20 protein-coding genes and 1 pseudogene are annotated in these 21,375 nt (G+C 59.1%); 4 read left to right on the top strand and 17 right to left on the bottom strand.

Going from position 1 to position 21,375, the window contains the following annotated elements; translation table 11 throughout:
* Positions 1-9 precede the first annotated feature (9 nt).
* Positions 10-2,139, bottom strand: a complete 2,130-nt coding sequence (gene flhA / locus AB4N73_RS02740; RefSeq protein WP_016771062.1) for a flagellar biosynthesis protein FlhA — start codon at positions 2,137-2,139, stop codon at positions 10-12.
* A gap of 623 nt (positions 2,140-2,762) precedes the next feature.
* Between flhA and AB4N73_RS02735 the strand changes: the two genes are divergently transcribed.
* The 4 genes and pseudogenes from AB4N73_RS02735 to AB4N73_RS02720 form a co-directional block, all read left to right on the top strand.
* Positions 2,763-3,122 (top strand): DUF6124 family protein, encoded by a 360-nt coding sequence (locus AB4N73_RS02735; protein ID WP_460142897.1) that lies wholly within the window; start codon positions 2,763-2,765, stop codon positions 3,120-3,122.
* A gap of 276 nt (positions 3,123-3,398) precedes the next feature.
* Complete coding sequence (locus AB4N73_RS02730) at positions 3,399-5,600, top strand: Ig-like domain-containing protein (RefSeq protein ID WP_460060245.1); 2,202 nt, start codon at positions 3,399-3,401, stop codon at positions 5,598-5,600.
* Positions 5,601-5,793: 193 nt separating this feature from the next.
* Positions 5,794-8,106, top strand: a complete 2,313-nt coding sequence (locus AB4N73_RS02725) for an Ig-like domain-containing protein (protein ID WP_460142896.1) — start codon at positions 5,794-5,796, stop codon at positions 8,104-8,106.
* A gap of 25 nt (positions 8,107-8,131) precedes the next feature.
* A pseudogene (locus AB4N73_RS02720) lies at positions 8,132-8,349 on the top strand (DUF6124 family protein); the annotation flags it as partial.
* A gap of 237 nt (positions 8,350-8,586) precedes the next feature.
* Here AB4N73_RS02720 and AB4N73_RS02715 read toward each other — a convergent pair.
* From AB4N73_RS02715 to fliH, 16 genes are all read right to left on the bottom strand, one after another.
* Complete coding sequence (locus tag AB4N73_RS02715) at positions 8,587-8,823, bottom strand: hypothetical protein (protein WP_150636666.1); 237 nt, start codon at positions 8,821-8,823, stop codon at positions 8,587-8,589.
* 139 nt (positions 8,824-8,962) lie between these two features.
* A complete protein-coding gene (flhB, locus tag AB4N73_RS02710; protein ID WP_016771065.1) occupies positions 8,963-10,102 on the bottom strand; it encodes a flagellar biosynthesis protein FlhB in 1,140 nt (379 codons plus the stop codon).
* A gap of 3 nt (positions 10,103-10,105) precedes the next feature.
* A complete protein-coding gene (gene fliR / locus AB4N73_RS02705; protein ID WP_016771066.1) occupies positions 10,106-10,891 on the bottom strand; it encodes a flagellar biosynthetic protein FliR in 786 nt (261 codons plus the stop codon).
* A 3-nt stretch (positions 10,892-10,894) separates the two neighbouring features.
* Positions 10,895-11,164 (bottom strand): flagellar biosynthesis protein FliQ, encoded by a 270-nt coding sequence (gene fliQ / locus AB4N73_RS02700; RefSeq protein WP_016771067.1) that lies wholly within the window; start codon positions 11,162-11,164, stop codon positions 10,895-10,897.
* Positions 11,161-11,919, bottom strand: coding sequence for a flagellar type III secretion system pore protein FliP (gene fliP / locus AB4N73_RS02695; RefSeq protein WP_016771068.1), 759 nt, complete (start codon positions 11,917-11,919; stop codon positions 11,161-11,163). Before fliP ends, fliQ begins: the two co-directional genes overlap by 4 nt.
* On the bottom strand, positions 11,919-12,371 hold the full coding sequence (gene fliO / locus AB4N73_RS02690; protein WP_016771069.1) for a flagellar biosynthetic protein FliO: 453 nt from the start codon (positions 12,369-12,371) through the stop codon (positions 11,919-11,921). Before fliO ends, fliP begins: the two co-directional genes overlap by 1 nt.
* Entirely contained in the window at positions 12,372-12,830 is a 459-nt protein-coding gene (gene fliN / locus AB4N73_RS02685; protein WP_016771070.1) for a flagellar motor switch protein FliN, read from the bottom strand. It abuts the gene before it with no gap.
* A 55-nt stretch (positions 12,831-12,885) separates the two neighbouring features.
* The gene (gene fliM, locus AB4N73_RS02680) at positions 12,886-13,854 is read right to left on the bottom strand and encodes a flagellar motor switch protein FliM (protein ID WP_003222890.1); all 969 of its coding nucleotides are present in this window, start codon (positions 13,852-13,854) and stop codon (positions 12,886-12,888) included.
* A 9-nt stretch (positions 13,855-13,863) separates the two neighbouring features.
* Positions 13,864-14,367, bottom strand: a complete 504-nt coding sequence (gene fliL / locus AB4N73_RS02675) for a flagellar basal body-associated protein FliL (RefSeq protein WP_016771071.1) — start codon at positions 14,365-14,367, stop codon at positions 13,864-13,866.
* A gap of 338 nt (positions 14,368-14,705) precedes the next feature.
* Entirely contained in the window at positions 14,706-16,073 is a 1,368-nt protein-coding gene (locus AB4N73_RS02670; RefSeq protein WP_460142895.1) for a flagellar hook-length control protein FliK, read from the bottom strand.
* Positions 16,074-16,178: 105 nt separating this feature from the next.
* On the bottom strand, positions 16,179-16,526 hold the full coding sequence (locus AB4N73_RS02665; protein ID WP_056783810.1) for an Hpt domain-containing protein: 348 nt from the start codon (positions 16,524-16,526) through the stop codon (positions 16,179-16,181).
* A gap of 30 nt (positions 16,527-16,556) precedes the next feature.
* A complete protein-coding gene (locus AB4N73_RS02660) occupies positions 16,557-18,260 on the bottom strand; it encodes an ATP-binding SpoIIE family protein phosphatase (protein ID WP_460142894.1) in 1,704 nt (567 codons plus the stop codon).
* A gap of 5 nt (positions 18,261-18,265) precedes the next feature.
* A complete protein-coding gene (locus tag AB4N73_RS02655; protein ID WP_016771075.1) occupies positions 18,266-18,571 on the bottom strand; it encodes an STAS domain-containing protein in 306 nt (101 codons plus the stop codon).
* A 190-nt stretch (positions 18,572-18,761) separates the two neighbouring features.
* Complete coding sequence (gene fliJ, locus AB4N73_RS02650) at positions 18,762-19,211, bottom strand: flagellar export protein FliJ (RefSeq protein WP_016771076.1); 450 nt, start codon at positions 19,209-19,211, stop codon at positions 18,762-18,764.
* A gap of 6 nt (positions 19,212-19,217) precedes the next feature.
* Positions 19,218-20,576 (bottom strand): flagellar protein export ATPase FliI, encoded by a 1,359-nt coding sequence (gene fliI / locus AB4N73_RS02645; protein ID WP_016771077.1) that lies wholly within the window; start codon positions 20,574-20,576, stop codon positions 19,218-19,220.
* Positions 20,566-21,372 carry a flagellar assembly protein FliH gene (gene fliH, locus AB4N73_RS02640; protein ID WP_460142893.1) on the bottom strand — a complete coding sequence of 269 codons (807 nt, stop codon included), beginning with the start codon at positions 21,370-21,372 and terminating at the stop codon, positions 20,566-20,568. The genes fliI and fliH overlap by 11 nt, the downstream gene beginning before the upstream one ends.
* Positions 21,373-21,375 lie beyond the last annotated feature (3 nt).

The raw sequence follows: 21,375 nt of genomic DNA, 5'->3' as shown, positions 1-21,375 counted from the left end.
ACCACTACCTCAGCCGTTGGGCCCTACTGTCGCAACGATGGTCACTTGCTTGTTGTCCGGTACTTCCTGGTAGGCCAGTACATGCAGCCCTGGCACTGCGAGGCGGCCGAAACGCGAGAGCATCGCGCGAATCGGGCCTGCTACCAGCAGGATCACCGGTTGGCCTTGCATTTCCTGACGCTGGGCCGCTTCGATCAACGAACGTTGCAGCTTCTCGGCCATGCTCGGCTCCAGCAGAACGCCCTCTTCCGAGCCTTGTCCTGCCTTCTGCAGACTATTGAGCAATATCTGTTCCAACCTTGGTTCCAATGTGATTACAGGCAGCTCGGACTCAGTGCCTACAATGCTTTGGACGATTGCACGGGATACGCCGACCCGCACAGCGGCGACCAGCGCGGCGGTATCTTGACTCTTGGCAGCGTTGTTCGCGATCGCTTCGGCGATGCTGCGAATGTCGCGCACCGGCACGTGCTCGGCGAGCAGCGCTTGCAGGACCTTGAGCAACTGCGACAGCGAAACCACGCCCGGCACCAGCTCTTCCGCCAGTTTCGGCGAGCTCTTGGCCAGCAATTGCATGAGTTGCTGCACTTCCTCGTGGCCAATCAGCTCACTGGAGTGCTTGTACAGAATCTGGTTCAAGTGGGTGGCGACCACGGTGCTCGCATCGACCACGGTGTAGCCGAGCGATTGCGCCTGGGCGCGCTGGCTGATTTCGATCCACACCGCCTCCAGGCCGAAAGCCGGATCTTTGGCGTTGATACCGTTGAGCGAGCCGTAGACCTGACCCGGGTTGATCGCCAGTTCGCGATCCGGGTAGATCTCGGCCTCGGCGAGAATCACGCCCATCAGCGTCAGCCGATACGCGCTCGGCGCCAGATCGAGGTTGTCGCGGATATGCACGGTCGGCATCAGAAAGCCCAGATCCTGCGAGAGCTTCTTGCGCACACCCTTGATCCGCGCGAGCAATTGCCCACCCTGATTGCGGTCCACCAGCGGAATCAGGCGATAGCCGACTTCCAGGCCGATCATGTCGATCGGCGTCACGTCGTCCCAGCCCAGTTCTTTGGTTTCCATGGCGCGGGCCGGCGACGGCAGCAGTTCCTGCTGACGCTTGACCTCTTCCAGCGCCACGACCTTGGCGACGTTCTGCTTCTTCCAGAACAGGTAAGCGCCGCCTGCGGCCAGCGCGGCCATGCTCAGGAAGGAGAAGTGCGGCATGCCCGGCACCAGCCCCATCACCGCCATCAAACCAGCGGCCACCGCCAGTGCTTTCGGCGAGGCGAACATCTGGCGGTTGATCTGCTTGCCCATGTCTTCCGAGCCGGACGCACGGGTCACCATGATCGCCGCTGCTGTAGATAACAACAGTGATGGCAATTGCGCCACTAAACCGTCACCGATGGTCAGCAAGGCGTAAACCTTGCCCGCATCGCCGAAGCTCATGCCGTGCTGGAAGATACCCACGGCCATGCCGCCGATGAGGTTGATGAACAGAATCAGCAGGCCGGCGATGGCGTCACCACGGACGAACTTGCTGGCACCGTCCATCGAACCGTAGAACTCCGCCTCCTGGGCGACTTCCTGACGGCGCGACTTGGCTTGATTCTGGTCGATCAGGCCGGCGTTGAGGTCGGCGTCGATCGCCATTTGTTTGCCGGGCATCGCATCGAGGGTGAAGCGCGCGCTCACCTCGGAAATCCGCCCGGCACCCTTGGTCACCACGACGAAGTTGATGATCATGAGGATCGCGAAGACCACGATACCGACCACGTAGTTACCGCCAATCACCACCTCACCGAACGCCTGAATCACCTTACCGGCAGCGGCGTGGCCGTCCTGACCGTGGAGCATGACCACTCGCGTCGAGGCCACGTTCAGCGCCAGTCGCAGCAGCGTCGCCACCAGCAGAATCGTCGGGAACACGGCGAAATCCAGCGGCCGCAGCGCATACACGCAGACCAGCAGGACGACGATGGACAGGGCAATGTTGAAGGTAAAGAAGACGTCGAGCAGGAACGGCGGTACCGGCAACATCATCATCGCCAGCATGACCAGCAGCAACAACGGCACGCCCAGATTGCCTCGACTGAGATCGGCAACGTTGGTGCGTGCTGTATTGAATAACTGAGTGCGATCCACCGGTTTTCCCCGTTCCTTTAAAGCAAACTTTTGACGCCCCGAACGGGCGCAGGGCGGCTATTGCAAGAAGCTTTCCAACTTTTGCCGGGGAATGAAATAGAGAGGGTTTACTTGGGATTTATCGGCTGATTGGGCTGGCCCCTTCGCGAGCAGGCTCGCTCCCACAGTTTGACATGCATTCCCAATCGGACATTTGGAATACGGCCCCTGTGGGAGCGAGCCTGCTCGCGAAGAGGCCTTCGAATGCGGCGCATTTTTTTCGATTTAAACGAAGCTGTTTACAAGACACCAGCAGACACGGTCTCAAGGCTACAAATCCTTGCGCCATTGCCTACAGCCAAGCCAGAATCCGCCGGCTTGTGCGCTTTGGGGTCGGATTCTATTGTGGTCCGGTCGCTGACGAATCAGCGATCGGGTTTAGCGACTCGGACCAACTCAGTGCATCAGCGATCATGGCTTCGTTGCGGGATTTTTCGCCCGCAATAACGTTATGGCGGCTGTATGCGGGAGACCTTCGGGTCTACCGGGGTGCCTGAGACCGGTTCGCTAACCTGCGTACAGCTGCCACCTTCACTTGTTTAGCGACAGGGGGAACGTGGCTCCATAACCTCAGGAGCTTCACCATGATCAAACCAACACCCAACCCGCCCGAATCCGCCCCCACCTCCACCTACGAATCCCTCGATTCAAAAAAACTCCACCAAGCCGCCGATCGCGCCCTCGACCACTACCTCTGCCCACCCGGCTCGACCCCACCACCCTTCAGCCCCCGCGCCATGTACGCCGTCACCGCCGACACCAAAAACGAAGACCTCCTGGCCAACGCCTGCGAAACCCTCGCCTCGGCCAAAACCATCGCCCAGGAATTCGCCGGGCCGGTCAAACCATCGCAGCGCCGAACGCTGATGGGGATTGCGCAACTGATCATGCTCGGGGAACTGGCGGTAAATCGGGTGCTGGATAATCTGGAGTTGCCTGGATGATGCGGTTCGGCTGAGTGATTCGAGTGAGAGAGCCGGCCTTTTGGCGAGCAAGCTCGCTCCCACATTTTGATCTTCTTGGATGCAAATCTTGCAGCGGCTGAAGATCCTGTCGAGTGCAGCTTGCGCGAGCTAGGCCTCTCGGCGGCGCAGGAGCGCCCACCCCTTCAGCGATACCATTGGTCGGATAACCGTCCCCACCTGTCAGATCTGACAGGTGACGGGCGCCTCGTTTTGCGTTGTGATGAACCTTGCCTGCCATTGTTCCTGGAGAACAGAATGAGCGTTCAAGTCCATTCAACCGAAGCCAACGCTGCCCTGGCCTTGTATCCCGTGTACCCCCCGCAATGGATAACACCGGTGCTGCCTCCAGGTACTGCTGATGGTGGCCTTCCTCTCTCGGCATTCACTCCATCTGGGGTCGAACTTGTCATCGACCCCATAACCGGCTTGCGGAATTGGGTCATGGCGGCTTATGACGTCGTGACTATTTTTGTCAACGGAGTCAACACCGGCATCAGCAAAACCATCTATCCCGGTGAGGAGCAGGAACGCATTCTTTTGCACGTGCCGGCGAGCTGGTTCACAAACGGTGTCAACGATGTCCGCTACAGAGTGACCCGAGCCAGCGGTAACGACGCTGACTCACCCACACTCAAGCTGCTCTACAACAACCCGGCGCCTACCGTCACCGTCAGCCATCCACCCAGCGTCGCACCGGGGCAGACGGCAGTCATCACGATCACCGTCGGTTACTCACGGCCTCACGACACGGTCACGCTCACCATAGGCACCTGGAGCATCACATTTCCCAACCCCACAAGCCCGATCAACCATACCCTGACGGCTGCCGAATTGCAGTTGATTGGCGACGGCACCCATTCGGTCTTCGCCAGGGTGCGCGATCAATTGACCAACAACAATGAGTCGGCGACGACCCCGATCACTATCACCGCCAATCAGAAGGTGTACAACTCGCCGATAATCGCTGAGGCCGTGGACGGCATGCTCGACGTGGCCGCACTGAGGGGCCAGGACGCCACGCTGCGAGCACGCGACTGGACGGGAATCCAGGTCGGTCAGCAGGTGTGGTTGAAGCTCACCGGCCAGAAACCTGACGGCTCGGCGCACGTCCTGCAATTCTGGAATGGTGACACCCACAAGGTGAATGCGACCTGGGTCAGTCAGGGGTTCTGGGATAAACCGCTGCTCATAGCTTTTCTGAAAGAATTGAAAGAAGGATCGCTGTTGAAACTGGAATTCTGGGTATCGGAGGACAAGAGCAATGACTTCGCTAGCGCCACGCAGTTTCCGTATCAGGTGTATACCGTCATTGGCCTGCAACTTGTCCTGCCACCCCCAACCTTGAACCCGCCCACAGTGCCGATTGACGTTTTGGCTAATCCGGATGGAGTGAAGCTTCAGATAACAGGCTTCGCAGCAGAGAAAGACGATAAGGCTCAATTCGTCCAGGTGAACGCGCCGGCCGGTGCGCCGCCGTTTCCGGTGGTGGATTTTGTTGGTGGGATTGCAGAGATTTCATTGAGCGCTGCGTTTCTGGCGGCTTGGCATGGCAAGGCGATTGAGTTTCGGTGGGATTTGATTCGCGCTGGACAACCGGCCGGGGCATCAGCAATAGCCGGCTTTGATGTCAGGATTATCGCTGATGCAGATCCCCGCTTGCCAACGCCGAACGTGACCCAGGCACAGGATAATAAAACGTTAAACTTAAACAGCTTCACGGGCGATGCGGAAGTGACATTAGATCACTGGACTGGCATTTCGACGGATCAGATTATTAATCTACAGTGCATTGGAGTCGACAACTCTGGCACCCCCCACACAATCGAGCTTCTGACCAACCATCAAATCACTGCGGAAAATATCGAACACGGTTTTATAGAGAGCCTATCAAGAAGCGAGCTCAATAAACTTAAGGACAACGAAGAGATTCAAATTAAAGCATGGGTAGAATTTGCCTCAAGCAACGGCATTCCGACCATAATGCTTCCGACGTTAATCCTCACTCTCATTATAATTCCAAACGAGATAATCATAAACTTTGATAATGAGCCGTCTCGAGCACTGTACACCGGGGAGTCACTCGAAACGCAGTATGTCACTATCACTAATATATCTTCGTCGCACCCCATATCAATATCGCCGGCAAGTGGCAGCGGTGACCCCCCATTACAAAACATTGAGAGGCAAGTAGTTTTTACATCACTGGGAACCTGCCAAATACACTTTAACTTTAAACATGCATTCACATACATCAGCTTTTATCAAGCCTGGGGAAACGTAACAAACAGGGCAAACTATTATGATTCAAAAGGATCTTTCCTAGGATATCAACTTCTGACTCCCACAGTAAAAGATCCCGCGCAACTTATCGAATTTAGAGGCACTGATGTTGCTCGAGTGGAAATAATCACAAATAATGACGCGATCGCCATCGACAATTTTAGATGTGTACGATAAGCCGCCCCGCACCTGAATCAATAAAAAAGGTTAATCCAAGCTCCGGAGTTCGCAAAAAAAACACACACAAAGCGATACCATTGGTCGGAAAACCGTCCCCACCTGTCAGATCTGACAGGTGACGGACGCCTCGTTCTGCGCTGTGATGAACCTTGCCCGCCATTGTTCATCACCAGTGTTCGAGGAGAACAGAATGAGCGTTCAAGTCTATTCAACCGAAGCCAACGCAGCCCTGGCCTTGTATCCCGTGTACCCCCCGCAATGGATAACACCGGTGCTGCCTCCAGGTACTGCCGACGGTGGCCTTCCTCTCTCGGCATTCACTCCATCTGGGGTAGAACTTGTCATCGACCCCATAACCGGCTTGCGGAATTGGGTCATGGCGGCTTATGACGTCGTGACTATTTTTGTCAACGGAGTCAACACCGGCATCAGCAAAACCATCTATCCCGGTGAGGAGCAGGAACGCATTCTTTTGCACGTGCCGGCGAGCTGGTTCACAAACGGTGTCAACGATGTCCGCTACAGAGTGACCCGAGCCAGCGGTAACGACGCTGACTCACCCACACTCAAGCTGCTCTACAACAACCCGGCGCCTACCGTCACCGTCAGCCATCCACCCAGCGTCGCACCGGGGCAGACGGCAGTCATCACGATCACCGTCGGTTACCCACGGCCTCACGACACGGTCACGCTCACCATAGGCACCTGGAGCATCACATTTGCCAACCCCACAAGCCCGATCAACCATACCCTGACGGCTGCCGAATTGCAGTTGATTGGCGACGGCACCCATTCGGTCTTCGCCAGGGTGCGCGATCAATTGACCAACAACAATGAGTCGGCGACGACCCCGATCACTATCACCGCCAATCAGAAGGTGTACAACTCGCCGATAATCGCTGAGGCCGTGGACGGCATGCTCGACGTGGCCGCACTGAGGGGCCAGGACGCCACGCTGCGAGCACGCGACTGGACGGGAATCCAGGTCGGTCAGCAGGTGTGGTTGAAGCTCACCGGCCAGAAACCTGACGGCTCGGCGCACGTCCTGCAATTCTGGAATGGTGACACCCACAAGGTGAATGCGACCTGGGTCAGTCAGGGGTTCTGGGATAAACCGCTGCTCATAGCTTTTCTGAAAGAATTGAAAGAAGGATCGCTGTTGAAACTGGAATTCTGGGTATCGGAGGACAAGAGCAATGACTTCGCTAGCGCCACGCGGTTTCCGGATCAGGTGTATACCGTCATTGGCCTGCAACTTGACCTGCCACCCCCGACCTTGAACCCGCCCACAGTGCCGATTGACGTTTTGGCTAATCCGGATGGAGTGAAGCTTCAGATAACAGGCTTCGCAGCAGAGAAAGACGATAAAGCTCAATTCGTCCAGGTGAACGCGCCGGCCGGTGCGCCGCCGTTTCCGGTGGTGGATTTTGTTGGTGGGATTGCAGAGATTTCATTGAGCGCTGCGTTTCTGGCGGCTTGGCATGGCAAGGCGATTGAGTTGCGGTGGGATTTGATTCGCGCTGGGGTACCAGCCTACGAATCACCATCTGCCAATTTTGATGTTATGAAAATCGCCGATGGAGACCCGCGTTTGCCGACGCCTGACATTGCCGGCAATACCGGCGACTTACTGAACACCACAGAACTCTCACCAGAAGCGCGGATTCTTGCGGCGCGATGGCCGCTGTTCGAACCAAGACAACCGATTTGGGTAACGTGTGCCGGCTTTGACAAGAATGGCAATGCCGTCAGCAAGCATGTGAGGTCGGGAGAGTTCAATGAATCAGCGAACGGCTTGTCAGTGGAAGCGCCAATTGAATGGCTCAAGGCTCTCAAGGACGGGACGAAGCAGACGACAACCGTGAAAGTAAACCTTGATGGGGTCGCCGATGCCGCTAAGGCGGTAGTTCTGCCGTCGCGTATTTATACCGTCAAGGCATTACATCCTTTCACCATAGAAACCGTCCTCATGGAGCTTAATGGTCTGAACATCAATGCTGACTTTCTTGCTCTGACCGGAACTCCAGCACCCGGAACAACCCAAACGCGCTCACCAACCTCTGGCGATGGTGACTATGCCTATTTCTCCAGTTCTACAGATGTAGCGACAGTCGACAGCAACGGACTGGTCAGCGGCTGCAAAAACGGCAGTGCGACTATTACGGTACGAGAAAACAGCACGCAACGAGAAGTTTCGTTCCCCGTCAGAGTGCAGAATGTTACTCGCCTTGTTATGACACCTACCCATACCTACAGCATCGGTGCAGCCATTAATTGGATGAATTCGATAGGTGGATCACCCGTTTCGAATGCAGCCATCGATGTTCTTAAAGTCAAATTCAGGCCACTGGTGTCCAGCGCAGGCGGCTGGTTATGCCGAACTGATGGATGCGGCGCTGGGCACTACCTTTCGGTAGTAACCAATAATCCAAATGCCTGGACAATTTCCTGCTTCACCGGCAACAACTCCCAAGCACATGGTTGGTGCTTGTTACCGGAATGAGTTTGACGCAGGAGCGGCGATCGCCTTGTATGCCGTTACCGCCGACGCCAAAAGTGAAGACCTGCTGGCCAACGGCTGCGACAGCCTTGCCTCGGCCAGAACCATCACCAATGACTTCGCCAACCTCAATCCGCATCACAGCGCAGAACCCTGCTGGGAATCGCGCAACTAATTGTGCTCGGCGAGCTGGCAGTGAGTCGGGCGGTGAGTCATGTGCTGGAGAATCTGGAGTTGCCGCAGTAGCAGGGATTTTTGACGAGCTTGAGTAAAGCGCTGTGGAGGCTGACGTCTTCACGAGCAGGCTCGCTCCCACAGAGATTGGCGTCGATCACAAACCTTTTGTCTAGACGACGGACCTGTGGGAGCGAGCCTGCTCGCGAAAGCGACCCGGTAGCCGATGCATGTCTTCAGGCATAAGAAAACGCCGCATCGTTGAATAAGGGCGGCGTTTTTTCGTTTCGGGGCTTTGCGATCGGTTGCTCAATACCGAAGGATTTTCACTTTCCCATTTTTGGTTCTGGGCAATTCGAACTCGACTTCGCCGCCCACTTTGATCTTCGCCTGCAAGGCCTCAGCCAATGGAACGCTGAATCGGTACTCTTTGGCAGTCAGAAAAAAACCCGTGGCTTCGGCAAAGGAAAGGCATCGTCCCGTCGGCTTCGGCGTGATGGTGCCTTTGCCGGTTTTTTCATCGTAGCTGCTGAAAATACCTTTCATCGTCGTGCTCCCTTGCACTCGCTCGCCTGACCGCGCCAGTACGCAGCTGCATCTTGCATCAAACTGCAAAATCACGGCGACTGCACCTGTCAGAGTTGACAGTAAAGGGGAATCTCAGACAAAAGGCTGCGCAGCAACGTCAGGAATCCCGACGCAAATCCGGCGGAATCGGCAGATCATCCTTCAACGGGTCCGGCCGCTTGCCCTTGCCCGCCTGGTGTTGGCGAATCTGATAGACGTAGGCCAATACCTGCGCCACTGCCAGATACAGCCCGCCAGGAATTTCCTGCTCAAGCTCAGTTGAGTAATAGATCGAGCGCGCCAGCGCAGGCGACTCGAGCAGCATGACGTTGTTGGCCACTGCGATTTCGCGGATTTTCAGGGCGATGAAGTCGCTGCCCTTGGCCAGCAGCACCGGTGCGCCGCCCTTCTCCGAGTCGTACTTGAGCGCGACCGCGTAGTGGGTCGGGTTGGTGATGACCACGTCGGCTTCGGGAATCGCCGCCATCATCCGTCGCTGGGACATTTCGCGCTGGGTCTGGCGAATGCGTTGCTTGACCTCCGGGCGGCCTTCCTGATCCTTGTGCTCGTCGCGCACTTCCTGCTTGGTCATCTTGAGCTTCTTCATGCTCTCCCAGATCTGCACCGGCACGTCGACGGCGGCGATGATGATCAGACCGCAGGCCAGCCACAGCGTGCTCCAGCCCACCAGCAAGACGCTGTGGATGATCGCCATGTCCAGTGGTTCGTGGGCGATGCGCAGCAAGTCGTCGACGTCGGCGGACAACACCAACAGCGCCACCCCCAAGGTAATCAGAAACTTGGCCAGGGCCTTGAGCAGTTCAACCACAGCCTTGAACGAGAACATCCGTTTGAGGCCGGCGGCCGGGTTCATCCGGCTGAATTTGGGTGCCAGCGAACTTGCCGCGAACAGCCAGCCACCCAGGGAGATTGGCCCGATGATGGCGGCGAGCAACAGGGTTATCATCACCGGCTGAATCGCCAGCAAGGCGATCAGGCCCGACTCCAGCAAAAACCGGCCCATGGCGCCCTGATCCATGACCACTTCGCGGGACAGGGTGAAGTTCAGGCGCATCACGTCCATCATTTCTTGCGCAAGCATGCCGCCGAAAATCAGCAGCGCAGAGGCGCCGGCCATCATCACGGCGAGGGTGTTGAGCTCTTTGGAACGGGCAATCTCACCCTTCTCACGGGAGTCCTTTTTGCGTTTCTCCGTGGGGTCTTCTGTCTTGTCCTGACCGCTCTCGCTCTCTGCCATGACTCAGCGCGCCCGTGCCAGTTCGCGTAGCAACTGCAAGGCCTCGCTGGCCAGCGGTTGATACTGGTTGAGAATATCCGCAAGGCCGACCCAGACGATGAACAGGCCGAGCACCAGGGTCAGCGGAAAACCGATCGAGAAGATGTTCAGTTGCGGCGCGGCGCGGGTCATCACGCCGAAGGCGATGTTGACCACCAACAGTGCGGTGACGGCCGGCAACACCAGCAGCAATGCGGCGCCGAGGACCCAGCCGAGTTTGCCGGCCAGTTCCCAGTAATGCGCAACCATCAAACCGCCGCCGACCGGCAGCGTGGTGAAACTTTCAGTGAGGACTTCGAATACCACCAGATGGCCGTTCATCGACAGGAACAGCAACGTCACCAGCATGGTGAAGAACTGCCCGATCACCGCCACCGAAACGCCGTTGGTAGGGTCGATCATCGAGGCGAAGCCCATGCCCATCTGGATCGCAACAATCTGCCCGGCGACGGCGAAAGCCTGGAAGAACAGTTGCAGGGAAAAGCCGAGTACGGCGCCCACCAGAATCTGCTCGCCGATCAGCAACAGGCCGCTGAGATCGAGTGGGCTGACGGCGGGCATCGGCGGCAGCGCCGGGGTGATGACCACGGTGATCGCCACGGCGAAATACAGGCGCACGCGGCGCGGGATCAGGGTGGTGCCGAACACCGGCATGACCATCAGCATCGACGCCACGCGAAACAACGGCAACATGAACGACGCCACCCAGGTGCTGATCTGGGTGTCGGTCAGCTGAAGCAGCGATTGCATGGCTTAGCCGATGACCATCGGAATGTTTTTGTACAGCTGGATGATGTATTCCATGAACGTCTGCACGATCCACGGACCGCCGATGATCAGGGTCACCAGCATCACCAGCAGACGCGGCAGGAAGCTCAGGGTCTGTTCGTTGATCTGCGTGGCGGCCTGGAACATCGACACCAGCAGGCCGACCAGAAGGCTCGGCACCACCAGGATGGCAACCATCATGGTGGTCAGCCACAGGGCTTCACGAAAGATATCGACCGCGACTTCCGGCGTCATGGCGAAACACCTCCAAAACTGCTGGCCAGAGTACCGATGATCAGCGCCCAGCCATCGACCAGCACGAACAGCATGATCTTGAACGGCAGCGAGATGATCAGCGGCGAGAGCATCATCATACCCATGGCCATCAGCACGCTCGCCACGACGAGGTCGATGATCAGGAACGGAATGAAGATCATGAAGCCGATCTGGAAGGCGGTTTTAAGCTCGGAAGTCACGAACGCCGGCACCAGAATGGTCAACGGCGCCTGATCCGGGCTGGCAATGTCGGTGCGCTTGGACAGGCGCATGAACAGCTCCAGATCGCTGGTGCGGGTCTGCGCGAGCATGAAGTCCTTGATCGGCACCTGAGCCTTTTCCACCGCTTGCTGGGCGGTGAGGGTTTCCGCCAGATACGGTTGCAGCGCGTCGTTGTTCACCCGGTCGAACACCGGCGCCATGATGAACAGCGTCAGGAACAGCGCCATGCCGGTGAGGATCTGGTTCGACGGCGTCTGTTGCAGGCCGAGGGCCTGACGCAATATCGAGAAGACGATGATGATCCGCGTGAAGCTGGTCATCAGGATGACCGCCGCTGGAATAAAGCTCAGCGCGGTCATGATCAGCAGGATCTGCAGACTGACCGAATATTCCTGCGCGCCGTCGGCATTGGTGCCCAGCGTGATCGCCGGGATCGACAACGGATCGGCGGCGAACGCCAGCGGCGCGGCCAGCAACAGGACCAGCGTCAAGACGATGCGGAGCGCACCCATTACTTCGTATCCTTTTGGTCCTTGCCAAGAATCTTCAGCAGATGCTGAGCAAATTCCGGCGTCGCTTTTTCACTGGCGGTGGGGACTTCGACCGGCTCTTTGAGCACGTGCAGCGCGGTGATGGTGCCGGGGCTGAGGCCGAGCAGAATCTGCTCGTTGCCGACCTGCACCAGCATCAAGCGGTCACGCGGACCGAGCGCGCGTGAGCCGATCAGCTCGATTACCTGGCCCTTGCCCGCTGGCCCCGCCTGCTGCACGCGGCGCAACAGCCAGGCGAGGAAGAAGATCAAACCCAGCACCAGCAGCAAACCGAACACCAGTTGCGTCAACTGACCGGCCACGCCGCTGTTGACCATTGGCGCGGTGGCGGCAGGCGCGGCAGTGGTTGCGCCCGGCTCGGCAGCCAGCACGCTCAACGGCCATGCCAGCAGCACCCAGAGAAACCTTTTCACTCAGCGCAGCTTCTTGATGCGTTCGCTTGGGCTGATCACGTCGGTCAGGCGGATGCCGAACTTCTCGTTGACCACCACTACTTCGCCGTGGGCGATCAAGGTGCCGTTGACCAGCACGTCGAGCGGCTCACCGGCCAGACGATCAAGCTCGATCACCGAACCCTGGTTGAGTTGCAGCAGGTTGCGGATGTTGATGTCGGTACTGCCGACTTCCATCGAGATCGACACCGGAATGTCGAGGATCACGTCCAGGTTCGGACCGTCGAGGGTCACCGGATCGTTGTTCTTCGGCACGCTGCCGAACTCTTCCATCGGCAGACGGTTGGAGCTGGAAGTGCCGGCGTCGGCGGCCAGCAGTGCATCGATGTCAGCCTGGCCGGCATCACCGGTTTCTTCTAGGGCCGCAGCCCATTCATCGGCCAGTGCCTGGTCGTCCTGCGCGTTCATATCGTCGTTCATCATGTGTCCTCGGCGGGCAACAATTCGGTTAAATACGGGGGTGAAAAGCGCCGCCTCAGCGACGCTCGATCGGCTCGATCACCTGCAACGCGAGGTTGCCTTTGTGCGAGCCCATCTTGACCTTGAAGGCCGGCACGCCGTTGGCGCGCATGATCATGTCTTCCGGCATCTCGACCGGGATCACATCCCCCGGTTGCATGTGCAGGATGTCGCGCAGCTTCAACTGGCGGCGGGCTACGGTGGCACCGATCGGCACGTCGACATCGAGTACGTCCTGGCGCAGGGCGTTGACCCAGCGCTCGTCCTGATCGTCGAGGTCGGACTGGAAACCGGCGTCGAGCATCTCGCGCACCGGCTCGATCATCGAGTACGGCATGGTCACGTGCAGATCGCCGCCACCGCCATCGAGTTCGATGTGGAAGGTGGAGACCACAATCGCTTCGCTCGGGCCGACGATGTTGGCCATGGCCGGGTTCACTTCCGAGTTGATGTACTCGAAATTGACTTCCATGATCGCCTGCCAGGCTTCCTTCAGATCGACGAAAGCCTGCTCGAGCACCATGCGCACTACGCGCAGTTCGGTCGGGGTGAACTCACGCCCTTCGATCTTGGCGTGACGGCCGTCACCACCGAAGAAGTTGTCCACCAGCTTGAACACCAGTTTGGCGTCGAGGATGAACAGCGCGGTGCCGCGCAGCGGTTTGATCTTGACCAGGTTGAGGCTGGTCGGCACGTACAGCGAGTGCACGTATTCGCCGAACTTCATCACCTGCACGCCACCGACAGCCACGTCCGCCGAGCGGCGCAGCATGTTGAACATGCTGATGCGGGTGTAGCGGGCAAAGCGCTCGTTGATCATTTCCAGCGTCGGCATGCGTCCACGGACGATGCGATCCTGACTGGTCAAGTCGTAGCTTTTGACACTGCCGGGTTCGGCAGCATTATCGGTCTGTACCAGACCATCATCGACGCCATGCAGCAGCGCATCGATTTCATCCTGGGACAGCAGATCCTGCACGGCCATGTCGTGTTCCTACTGCAGTACGAAATTAGTGAAAAGCAACTGTTCGATGACCACTTTGCCCAGTTCTTTCTGCGCCACTTCCTGGACGCTGGCGGTGGCCTTCTGGCGCAACATCTCCTGGCCGACCGGGGTCGCCAGTGTGGCGAAATCCTGACCTGAGAAGAGCATTACCAGGTTGTTGCGGATAACCGGCATGTGCACTTTGAGCGCGTCCAGATCGGCCTGATTACGCGCCAGCATGGTGATGCTCACCTGCATGTAGCGCTGACGGCCGTTCTGGTTGTAGTTGGCCACGAAGGCCGGCGCCATCGGCTCGAAAATCGCCGCCTGCTTGCCGACCGGCGCTGCTTCAGCGGCCTCGGCAGGCTTGCTTTGCGCGCCGTGCATGAAGAACCAGGTCGCCCCGACGGATGCACCAATGGCCACCAGCAACGCCAGCACGATCACGATGATCAGCTTGAGTTTGCCTTTGGTTGCGGGGTCTTTTACTGCTGCAGCTTCGCTCTTCGCCATGCCAATAATCCGTCACTAATCGGGGGTTTCACAGTCGCACGGCAAGGCAAGAGCAAGTGTTATGCCAGAAGTGTCGGAGGTCGAGAACGACGCTAAAGTCAAAAGCACCCTCACCCCAGCCCTCTCCCGGAGGGAGAGGGGGCCGACCGAGATGTAATGGGGCTGGACATCGACCTGCACAACCGAGGTGATTGAAAGTTCAGAGCGGGAATCAACAGGCCGCCGAATGTCGAACGGATTCAGCGATGCTCGTTCAGGTCGGCGTAGTTCTTCAAGATTCCCCAATCGGTCCCCTCTCCCTCTGGGAGAGGGCTAGGGTGAGGGGGCTCTTGATTTGCTCAGGCGTAATAGTCGACCGCGCTGCTGCCAATTACGCTGGTAGTCTGCGCCGCCACTTCAGCGACAGTAGCCGGTGGCAATTCCTCATCCGCCGAATCCAAGCGGCCACCCGCAGCGCTGGTCCGGCCACTCTGCCCCTGCTGCGCCTGTTCCTGACCTTGCTGCCCCTGCCAGCCACGGTTCTGGTCGGCGACGTTGACGTCCACCTGGCCCATGCCCTGCTGGTTGAACATGTCACGCAGGCGGTGCATCTGGCTGTCGAGCGCTTCACGCACGCTTGGGTGTGCGCTCATGAAGGTGACCTGGGTTTGCTGATCGGGAACCATGTTCACGCGGATATCCAGACGCCCAAGCTCCGCCGGCTGCAACTGAATGTCGGCGGCCTTCAGGTTGACGCTGGACAGGTACATGACGCGGTTGACCACTTCTTCGGTCCAGCCGCTCTGGTGCATGGCGATCGGCTGATTCACCGGCAGCGCATTGGCGGTTTTCGGCGTAGCGGCCTGGGTCAGTGCCGCCAGACGGTTGGCGAAGTCATCGACGCGGGTGTCGCTGGTAGCCGATTTCAGATCCTTCAGACCATCGTCGATCAGCCCGCTGAAAGCTTGTTCGCCGCCTTGGCTGGTGCTGTCCTTGTCGGCCTGCACGTCGAGCATGCTGGCCATGCCGGCGGCAAAGTTCTGCGCGGCGGTCAATTCACCGTCAGCCTGAGCTTGAGCAGGCGTAGCTTTCGGTTGCGCCTGGCTGGCGGCGGAAATATGTCCGCCCTGCTCCATCGCCATGCGCACGGCCGGCATCGAGTCGAGCGGGTCGGCCGATGGATCGAAATCGCTGTCGGTGGCCGCCGGATCTTTGACCATGCCCGACACGACCGCCAGTGCAGGCGTTTCGGTTTCCGGCTGGGCTGGCGTGGTGACTGTTGGTGCTTGCACCACAGGCGCTGCCACCAACGGCTGAACGACTTGCGCCAGGGCCGGATCAAGGGCCGGGTCTACAGGCGCGGCATCGGCCACAGGGGTTTGTACGGTTTCAGTGGTGTCATCGGCAGTCGCTGTCGCGTCGTCGCTCGCCGCCGCTTTGTCGGCAGGCAACGCTTTGCCGCTATCGGCAACTGCTGGCTGGGGCGCGGCAGACTGCTCTTTGCCGATATCCTTTTTGCCGCTGCTGTCCGCGACCTTATCGCGTGCCGGCTTGACTGCATTGTCAGCGCTCACGGCGGGCTTGGCCGGCGCCTGATCGGCAAACACTTTGGCGAAGCTGGAGGCCTTGTCCCCGGCGTCTGCGGCCATTGCCGACGATTTGGCAGCGGCGGCTTGCGCCTTGGCCTGAGCGGCGGTCTGAAGAAGAATGTTGGGGGTCGCAGGCATGACACGGTCTCCGCTGCACTGGGATCGTAGGTACAGTTGAGCAAGATGACTGCAAGTGCCGGGCCAGTTTGGCCAGACACTTGCGAAAAGCGCCGGACGGCAGCTTCAGTGGATGTGGGCGTGGTGCTTTTCGCTTTCGTACACCGGACGTACTTCGGCGAATTCAGAATGGATATCGGCGACTAGCTGAGCGAGCGCTTCCGGGCTTTTGTCCTTCGCGTTCGACTCCAGGTCCTGGCACAACTCGGCCAGTCGAACCGCGCCCATGTTGCTGGCGCTGCCCTTGAAGCTATGCGCTACATCGGAAAGCGCTTTGGCGCTGGTGCTGTCCTGCAACTCGTGCAGGCGGCTTTGCGAATCTGCCAGAAAAGTCTCCAGCAATTCCGTATAGCCGTCCTCCATCACCTCGCGCAAAGTATCGAGGACTTCGCGATTTACATGTGCGTCTGTCACTTGCTCACTCCTTGATCAAGAATGGGCGGATTATGCCTCAATCTCCCAGAAAAACTCCACGCTGGCACTACGACCTTGGTCCGACCAACTGGCGTTGCGCCCCAGTTGCCGGACCAGACCGATGCCGCGTCCCGACAAGCGGACGTTATCCACGGGCCTTTCCATGACCCGCGCCACATCAAACCCCTTGCCACTGTCATCGACACGAATGACCAGCCGCCCACCCTCGCCTTGCGGCTGGACCTGCAAATGCACTCGCACGAAACCGTCTTGCAGCGCCTCCAACCGCGCCGCGCGCATTTCATAGTAGCGGGCGAAACCTGCCGCATCGCGTTTGAGGCTCGAGTCCAGCCCGAGCACGCCATGCTCCAGCCCATTGGAATACAACTCGGCGAGCACGCTGTACAGCGCCCCGCTTTGCGCGCGCAGGCCATGCACCTCAAGCAGCAACTGCAAGAGGAACGGCAATGGATTGAAGCGCCTGAGTGTGGCGCCGCGAAACTCGAAACTGGCCGACCAGTCCAGCGGGCACGACTGGCCGCTGTCGGAATACACCGGCGCTGCGCCGTGGGCCTTGGCCGACTCGAGCAGACTGACTTCGACCATGCTCACATCATCACGGGCCTGCCCACGAAAATCGCGCAACGCTTGCTCGATATCCTCGAATAACCGATCCGGCTCACGGTTCGCCGCAAACACCTGCTGCAAGCGTTCGACGCCGAACAACTGGTCATTGGCATCGCAGGTATCGATCACCCCGTCCGATAACAGAAACACTCGATCATCGACGGCCATCGGATAGACATCCGTACGGTCATCGAAGGCTTGCGCGCTGAGAATCCCCAGGGGCAAATGCCGCGCCGGCAAGGGCACGCGCTCGCCACTGGCCATGCGATGCAAGTAACCGTCGGGCATGCCACCGTTCCACACCTCCACCGAACGGCTCTGGAAACTCAGACTGAGCAAGGTGGCACAGCAGAACATGTCCACCGGCAGGATGCGCTTGAGCTTGGCGTTCATCTCGCGCAGGGTTTCGGCCAGGCCATAGCCCTTGGCGGTCATCCCATAAAACACTTCGGCCAGCGGCATCGCCCCCACCGCTGCCGGCAAGCCATGCCCGGTGAAATCGCCGAGCATGACGTGCATGTCACCGGCCGGCGTGTACGCCGCGAGCAGCAGATCGCCATTGAACAGGGCGTAAGGCGATTGCAGGTACCGAATGTTCGGCGCACTCAGGCACCCGGAATGCGCGACCTTGTCGAACACCGCTTTGGCCACGCGTTGTTCGTTGAGCAGATAGTCATGATGTTTCGCGATCAGATCGCGCTGCTGCAGGACCGTGGCCTGAAGGCGACGCAAGCGATCCATCGCCTTGATTTTGGCGGCGAGTATCACCTGGTTGTACGGCTTCGCCAGAAAATCGTCACCGCCAGCCTCCAGACAACGGGCCAGCGCTTCACTCTCGGTCAGCGAGGTGAGGAAGATGATCGGCACCAACGCTTCACCCGCCAGCGCCTTGATCTGCCGCGCCGCTTCGAAGCCGTCCATCACCGGCATCAGCGCGTCCATCAATACCAGATCGGGTTGTTGCTGCTGGAAGCATTCGACCGCCTCCGCACCATTGGCCGCCGTCAGCACCTGATGACCTTGACGGCGGACAATGGTCGACAGCAGCAGCCGGTCGGCGGCACTGTCTTCGGCGATAAGGATAGTCAGCGACTCTTGCGCCTGCATGGGCGTCAACTGATGTCGAAGAGTTTGTCGAAGTTGGAAATCGCGAGGATTTTCTTCACATCGGAGCTGCTGTTGACGACGCGGATATCCGACTCGTCGCCACCGGCGTGATCACGCAGCAGAAGCAGCATGCCCAGCGCGGAGCTGTCGAGGTAAGTGGCCTCTTTGAGATCGACCACGATGGATTCGGGTTTGTGTGGGAGCCGTTCATACGACTCGCGAAATTCCTGATGGCGACCAAAATCGAACCGGCCTTTGACGGCGATCGTGAGCTTTTTCTGGTCTGGAGAGACTTCTGTAACGACTGACATTGACTGGCTTCCTTGTCATTGACGAACCTGTACAAGGTTTAGCACCTGGATAGGGTTGGGGCAAGGCGCAACAGTGGAACAAGTGTGGGAGCGAGCCTGCTCGCGAAAGCATTCTGTCAGTTGACTACAGGATTGACTGACACGGCGCTTTCGCGAGCAGGCTCGCTCCCACAGGGTTTGGCGGTGAGGTTTAGAAGGCATCACGCCGTGGCAGACGCTGCGACAGTTCATCGAGCAGCTTCTGCTCGCGCTTGTCTTCCAGGCGTTGCGCTTCATCACGATAGCGCTGCACCAGTTTGCGCAAACCCTCGACGCGGGCAAACGCCTGCTGCCATTCCTCACGCGCCTTGTCGAGCTTGTTCTGGTGCCAGACCAGGCTCTGCCGTTGCTGGTCGACGGCGGTGTCGAGTTGCGCCAGAAAGCCCTGAAAACCCAGCAGCCATTGCCCGGTCACGCCGGTGCTGCCGCGCACGATCCACTGCTGCGAGTAATCCAGACGAAAGGCATTGAGGTCGGCCAGTTTGCTTTCGGCAACTTTGACCTGGCCCTGAAAGTAGGCGAGGCGCTGCACGGCGGCTTTCTCGGCCTTCTCGGCCATGTCCACCACCGGTGCCAGGCGCGCGGCGCGGCTGACGGCCATGGCCGGTTACCCGCCCGCCGCAGGGGCGAACAGGGTTTCCAGATAGGCCTGGCTTTCACCCAGATTGATTTTGTCGTTGAGGCCCTGGCGCTGATACCTGACCAACTGCGGTTGCAGGGAAATCGCCAGATCGGTCTCGCGATCGCCACCGGCCACATAGGCACCGACGCTGATCAGATCGCGGCTCTGCTGATAGCGTGACCAGAGCTGTTTGAAATACTGCGCGCGCTGCATGTGATCCGGCGAAACCACCGCCGGCATCACCCGGCTGATCGACGCTTCGATGTCGATCGCCGGATAGTGGCCTTCCTCGGCGAGGCGCCGCGACAGGACGATGTGGCCGTCGAGCACGCCCCGCGCCGAGTCGGCAATCGGGTCCTGCTGGTCATCGCCTTCGGACAGTACGGTGTAGAACGCCGTGATCGAACCGCCGCCCTTCTCCGCATTACCGGCGCGCTCCACCAGTTTCGGCAGTTTGGCGAACACCGAGGGCGGATAGCCCTTGGTTGCTGGCGGTTCGCCGATGGCCAGCGCGATTTCACGCTGGGCCTGGGCGAAACGGGTCAGCGAGTCCATCAGCAGCAGAACGTTCTTGCCCTTGTCGCGGAAATACTCGGCGATGCGCGTGCAATACATCGCCGCGCGCATACGCATCAGCGGTGCATCGTCCGCTGGCGAGGCAACCACTACCGAGCGTTTGAGGCCTTCTTCACCGAGGATGTGCTCGATGAATTCCTTAACTTCGCGACCACGCTCACCGATTAGGCCGACGACGATGATGTCGGCTTCGGTGAAGCGGGTCATCATGCCCAACAGCACCGATTTACCGACACCGGTACCGGCGAACAGACCCAGACGCTGGCCACGGCCGACCGTCAGCAAACCGTTGATGCAACGGATGCCGACGTCCAGCGGTACGCTGATCGGATCACGGTTGAGCGGGTTGATGGTCGGGCCGTCCATCGGCACCCAGTCTTCGGCCTTCATGCCACCCTTGCCGTCCAGCGCGCGGCCGGCACCGTCAAGAACACGGCCGAGCATGCTCATGCCCATCGGCAAACGACCGGTATCGGCCAGCGGCACCACACGAGCGCCCGGGGCAATCCCGGCGACGCTGCCGACCGGCATCAGAAAGACTTTGCTGCCGGAAAAACCCATGACTTCCGCTTCCACCTGAGACGGGTGGTAGCTGTCGTCATTGATCACCATGCAGCGGGTGCCCATGGCGGCGCGCAGGCCTTCGGCTTCGAGGGTCAGGCCAACCATGCGCAGCAGCCGACCTTCAAGGATCGGCGCGCCGGCAATCTCGGTGGCCTCGGCGTAGGTGCTCAGGCGCTTGGCGAAGCTGGTGCGTTCAAGGCGCATCGCTGGCGTCCGCGCGCGGCTCGTCAGAGTCGACAGCCGCTGGGGTGTCTTCGGGAATGTCCAGACTCAAGTCAGGCGCTGCCGGATGCAGAGCCTGCTCATGCAATTGGTCGAACAGTTTGGCCATAACCTGGGTCACCCGTGACTCGACGCTGGCGTCGATGCGGCTGTGTTCGGTTTCAACCCGGCAGCCGCCCGGCAACAGCGACTCGTCTTCAACGATGCGCCAGGTTTCTTCGTGGCGTTCGCGCAGGGCTTTGACCTGGGCGAAATCCTGCGGATTGACGTACAGGCGCACGTTTTCCACGCCCAGCGGCAATAGCTTGAGGGCATCGCGCATGACGTGTTCGATCTGTGTCGAGTCGATGGCCAGTTCGCGCTTGATCACTTGTTTGGTGATGTGCTGCACGAGGTCAACCAGCGACTTTTCAATCTGGGTGTCTTGCTCGGCGATCGGTTCGAACAGGTTGGCCATCAGCAGCTCAAGGCTGGCGATTTTCGCCGCCAGCGCTGTTTCGGCTTCCTGACGCACCTTCAGCGTGGTGCTGTGAAAACCTTCTTTTTCGCCGATGGCGAAGCCCTCGTTGTAAGCCTCCTGACGGATGCTTTCGAGTTCTTCCAGGGTCAGTGGCTGGACTTCTTCCAGCGGCACTTCTTCCATTTCCGGCGGTTCAGGCTCGGGTTCCGGCTCGGGTTCCGGTTTCGGCGGGTCGAAGCTGGGCAGCGCCCGGGATTCGAAACCACGAACATCGCGGGCGCGGATCAGATCCGTCACAGACTCGTCAGGCTTATCCATGGG

The sequence above is a fragment of the Pseudomonas sp. S3_B08 genome, assembly GCF_054667725.1.
This window is presented reverse-complemented; position numbering and strand designations above follow the sequence as displayed.

Bases quoted from the DNA above. Each gene is read 5' to 3' on its own strand.
- AB4N73_RS02735 (WP_460142897.1), top strand. From the start codon at position 2,763: ATGATCAAACCAACACCCAACCCGCCCGAATCCGCCCCCACCTCCACC.
- AB4N73_RS02730 (WP_460060245.1), top strand. From the start codon at position 3,399: ATGAGCGTTCAAGTCCATTCAACCGAAGCCAACGCTGCCCTGGCCTTG.
- AB4N73_RS02725 (WP_460142896.1), top strand. From the start codon at position 5,794: ATGAGCGTTCAAGTCTATTCAACCGAAGCCAACGCAGCCCTGGCCTTG.
- AB4N73_RS02715 (WP_150636666.1), bottom strand. From the start codon at position 8,823: ATGAAAGGTATTTTCAGCAGCTACGATGAAAAAACCGGCAAAGGCACC.
- flhB (WP_016771065.1), bottom strand. From the start codon at position 10,102: ATGGCAGAGAGCGAGAGCGGTCAGGACAAGACAGAAGACCCCACGGAG.
- fliR (WP_016771066.1), bottom strand. From the start codon at position 10,891: ATGCAATCGCTGCTTCAGCTGACCGACACCCAGATCAGCACCTGGGTG.
- fliQ (WP_016771067.1), bottom strand. From the start codon at position 11,164: ATGACGCCGGAAGTCGCGGTCGATATCTTTCGTGAAGCCCTGTGGCTG.
- fliP (WP_016771068.1), bottom strand. From the start codon at position 11,919: ATGGGTGCGCTCCGCATCGTCTTGACGCTGGTCCTGTTGCTGGCCGCG.
- fliN (WP_016771070.1), bottom strand. From the start codon at position 12,830: ATGAACGACGATATGAACGCGCAGGACGACCAGGCACTGGCCGATGAA.
- fliM (WP_003222890.1), bottom strand. From the start codon at position 13,854: ATGGCCGTGCAGGATCTGCTGTCCCAGGATGAAATCGATGCGCTGCTG.
- fliL (WP_016771071.1), bottom strand. From the start codon at position 14,367: ATGGCGAAGAGCGAAGCTGCAGCAGTAAAAGACCCCGCAACCAAAGGC.
- AB4N73_RS02670 (WP_460142895.1), bottom strand. From the start codon at position 16,073: ATGCCTGCGACCCCCAACATTCTTCTTCAGACCGCCGCTCAGGCCAAG.
- AB4N73_RS02660 (WP_460142894.1), bottom strand. From the start codon at position 18,260: ATGCAGGCGCAAGAGTCGCTGACTATCCTTATCGCCGAAGACAGTGCC.
- AB4N73_RS02655 (WP_016771075.1), bottom strand. From the start codon at position 18,571: ATGTCAGTCGTTACAGAAGTCTCTCCAGACCAGAAAAAGCTCACGATC.
- fliJ (WP_016771076.1), bottom strand. From the start codon at position 19,211: ATGGCCGTCAGCCGCGCCGCGCGCCTGGCACCGGTGGTGGACATGGCC.
- fliI (WP_016771077.1), bottom strand. From the start codon at position 20,576: ATGCGCCTTGAACGCACCAGCTTCGCCAAGCGCCTGAGCACCTACGCC.
- fliH (WP_460142893.1), bottom strand. From the start codon at position 21,372: ATGGATAAGCCTGACGAGTCTGTGACGGATCTGATCCGCGCCCGCGAT.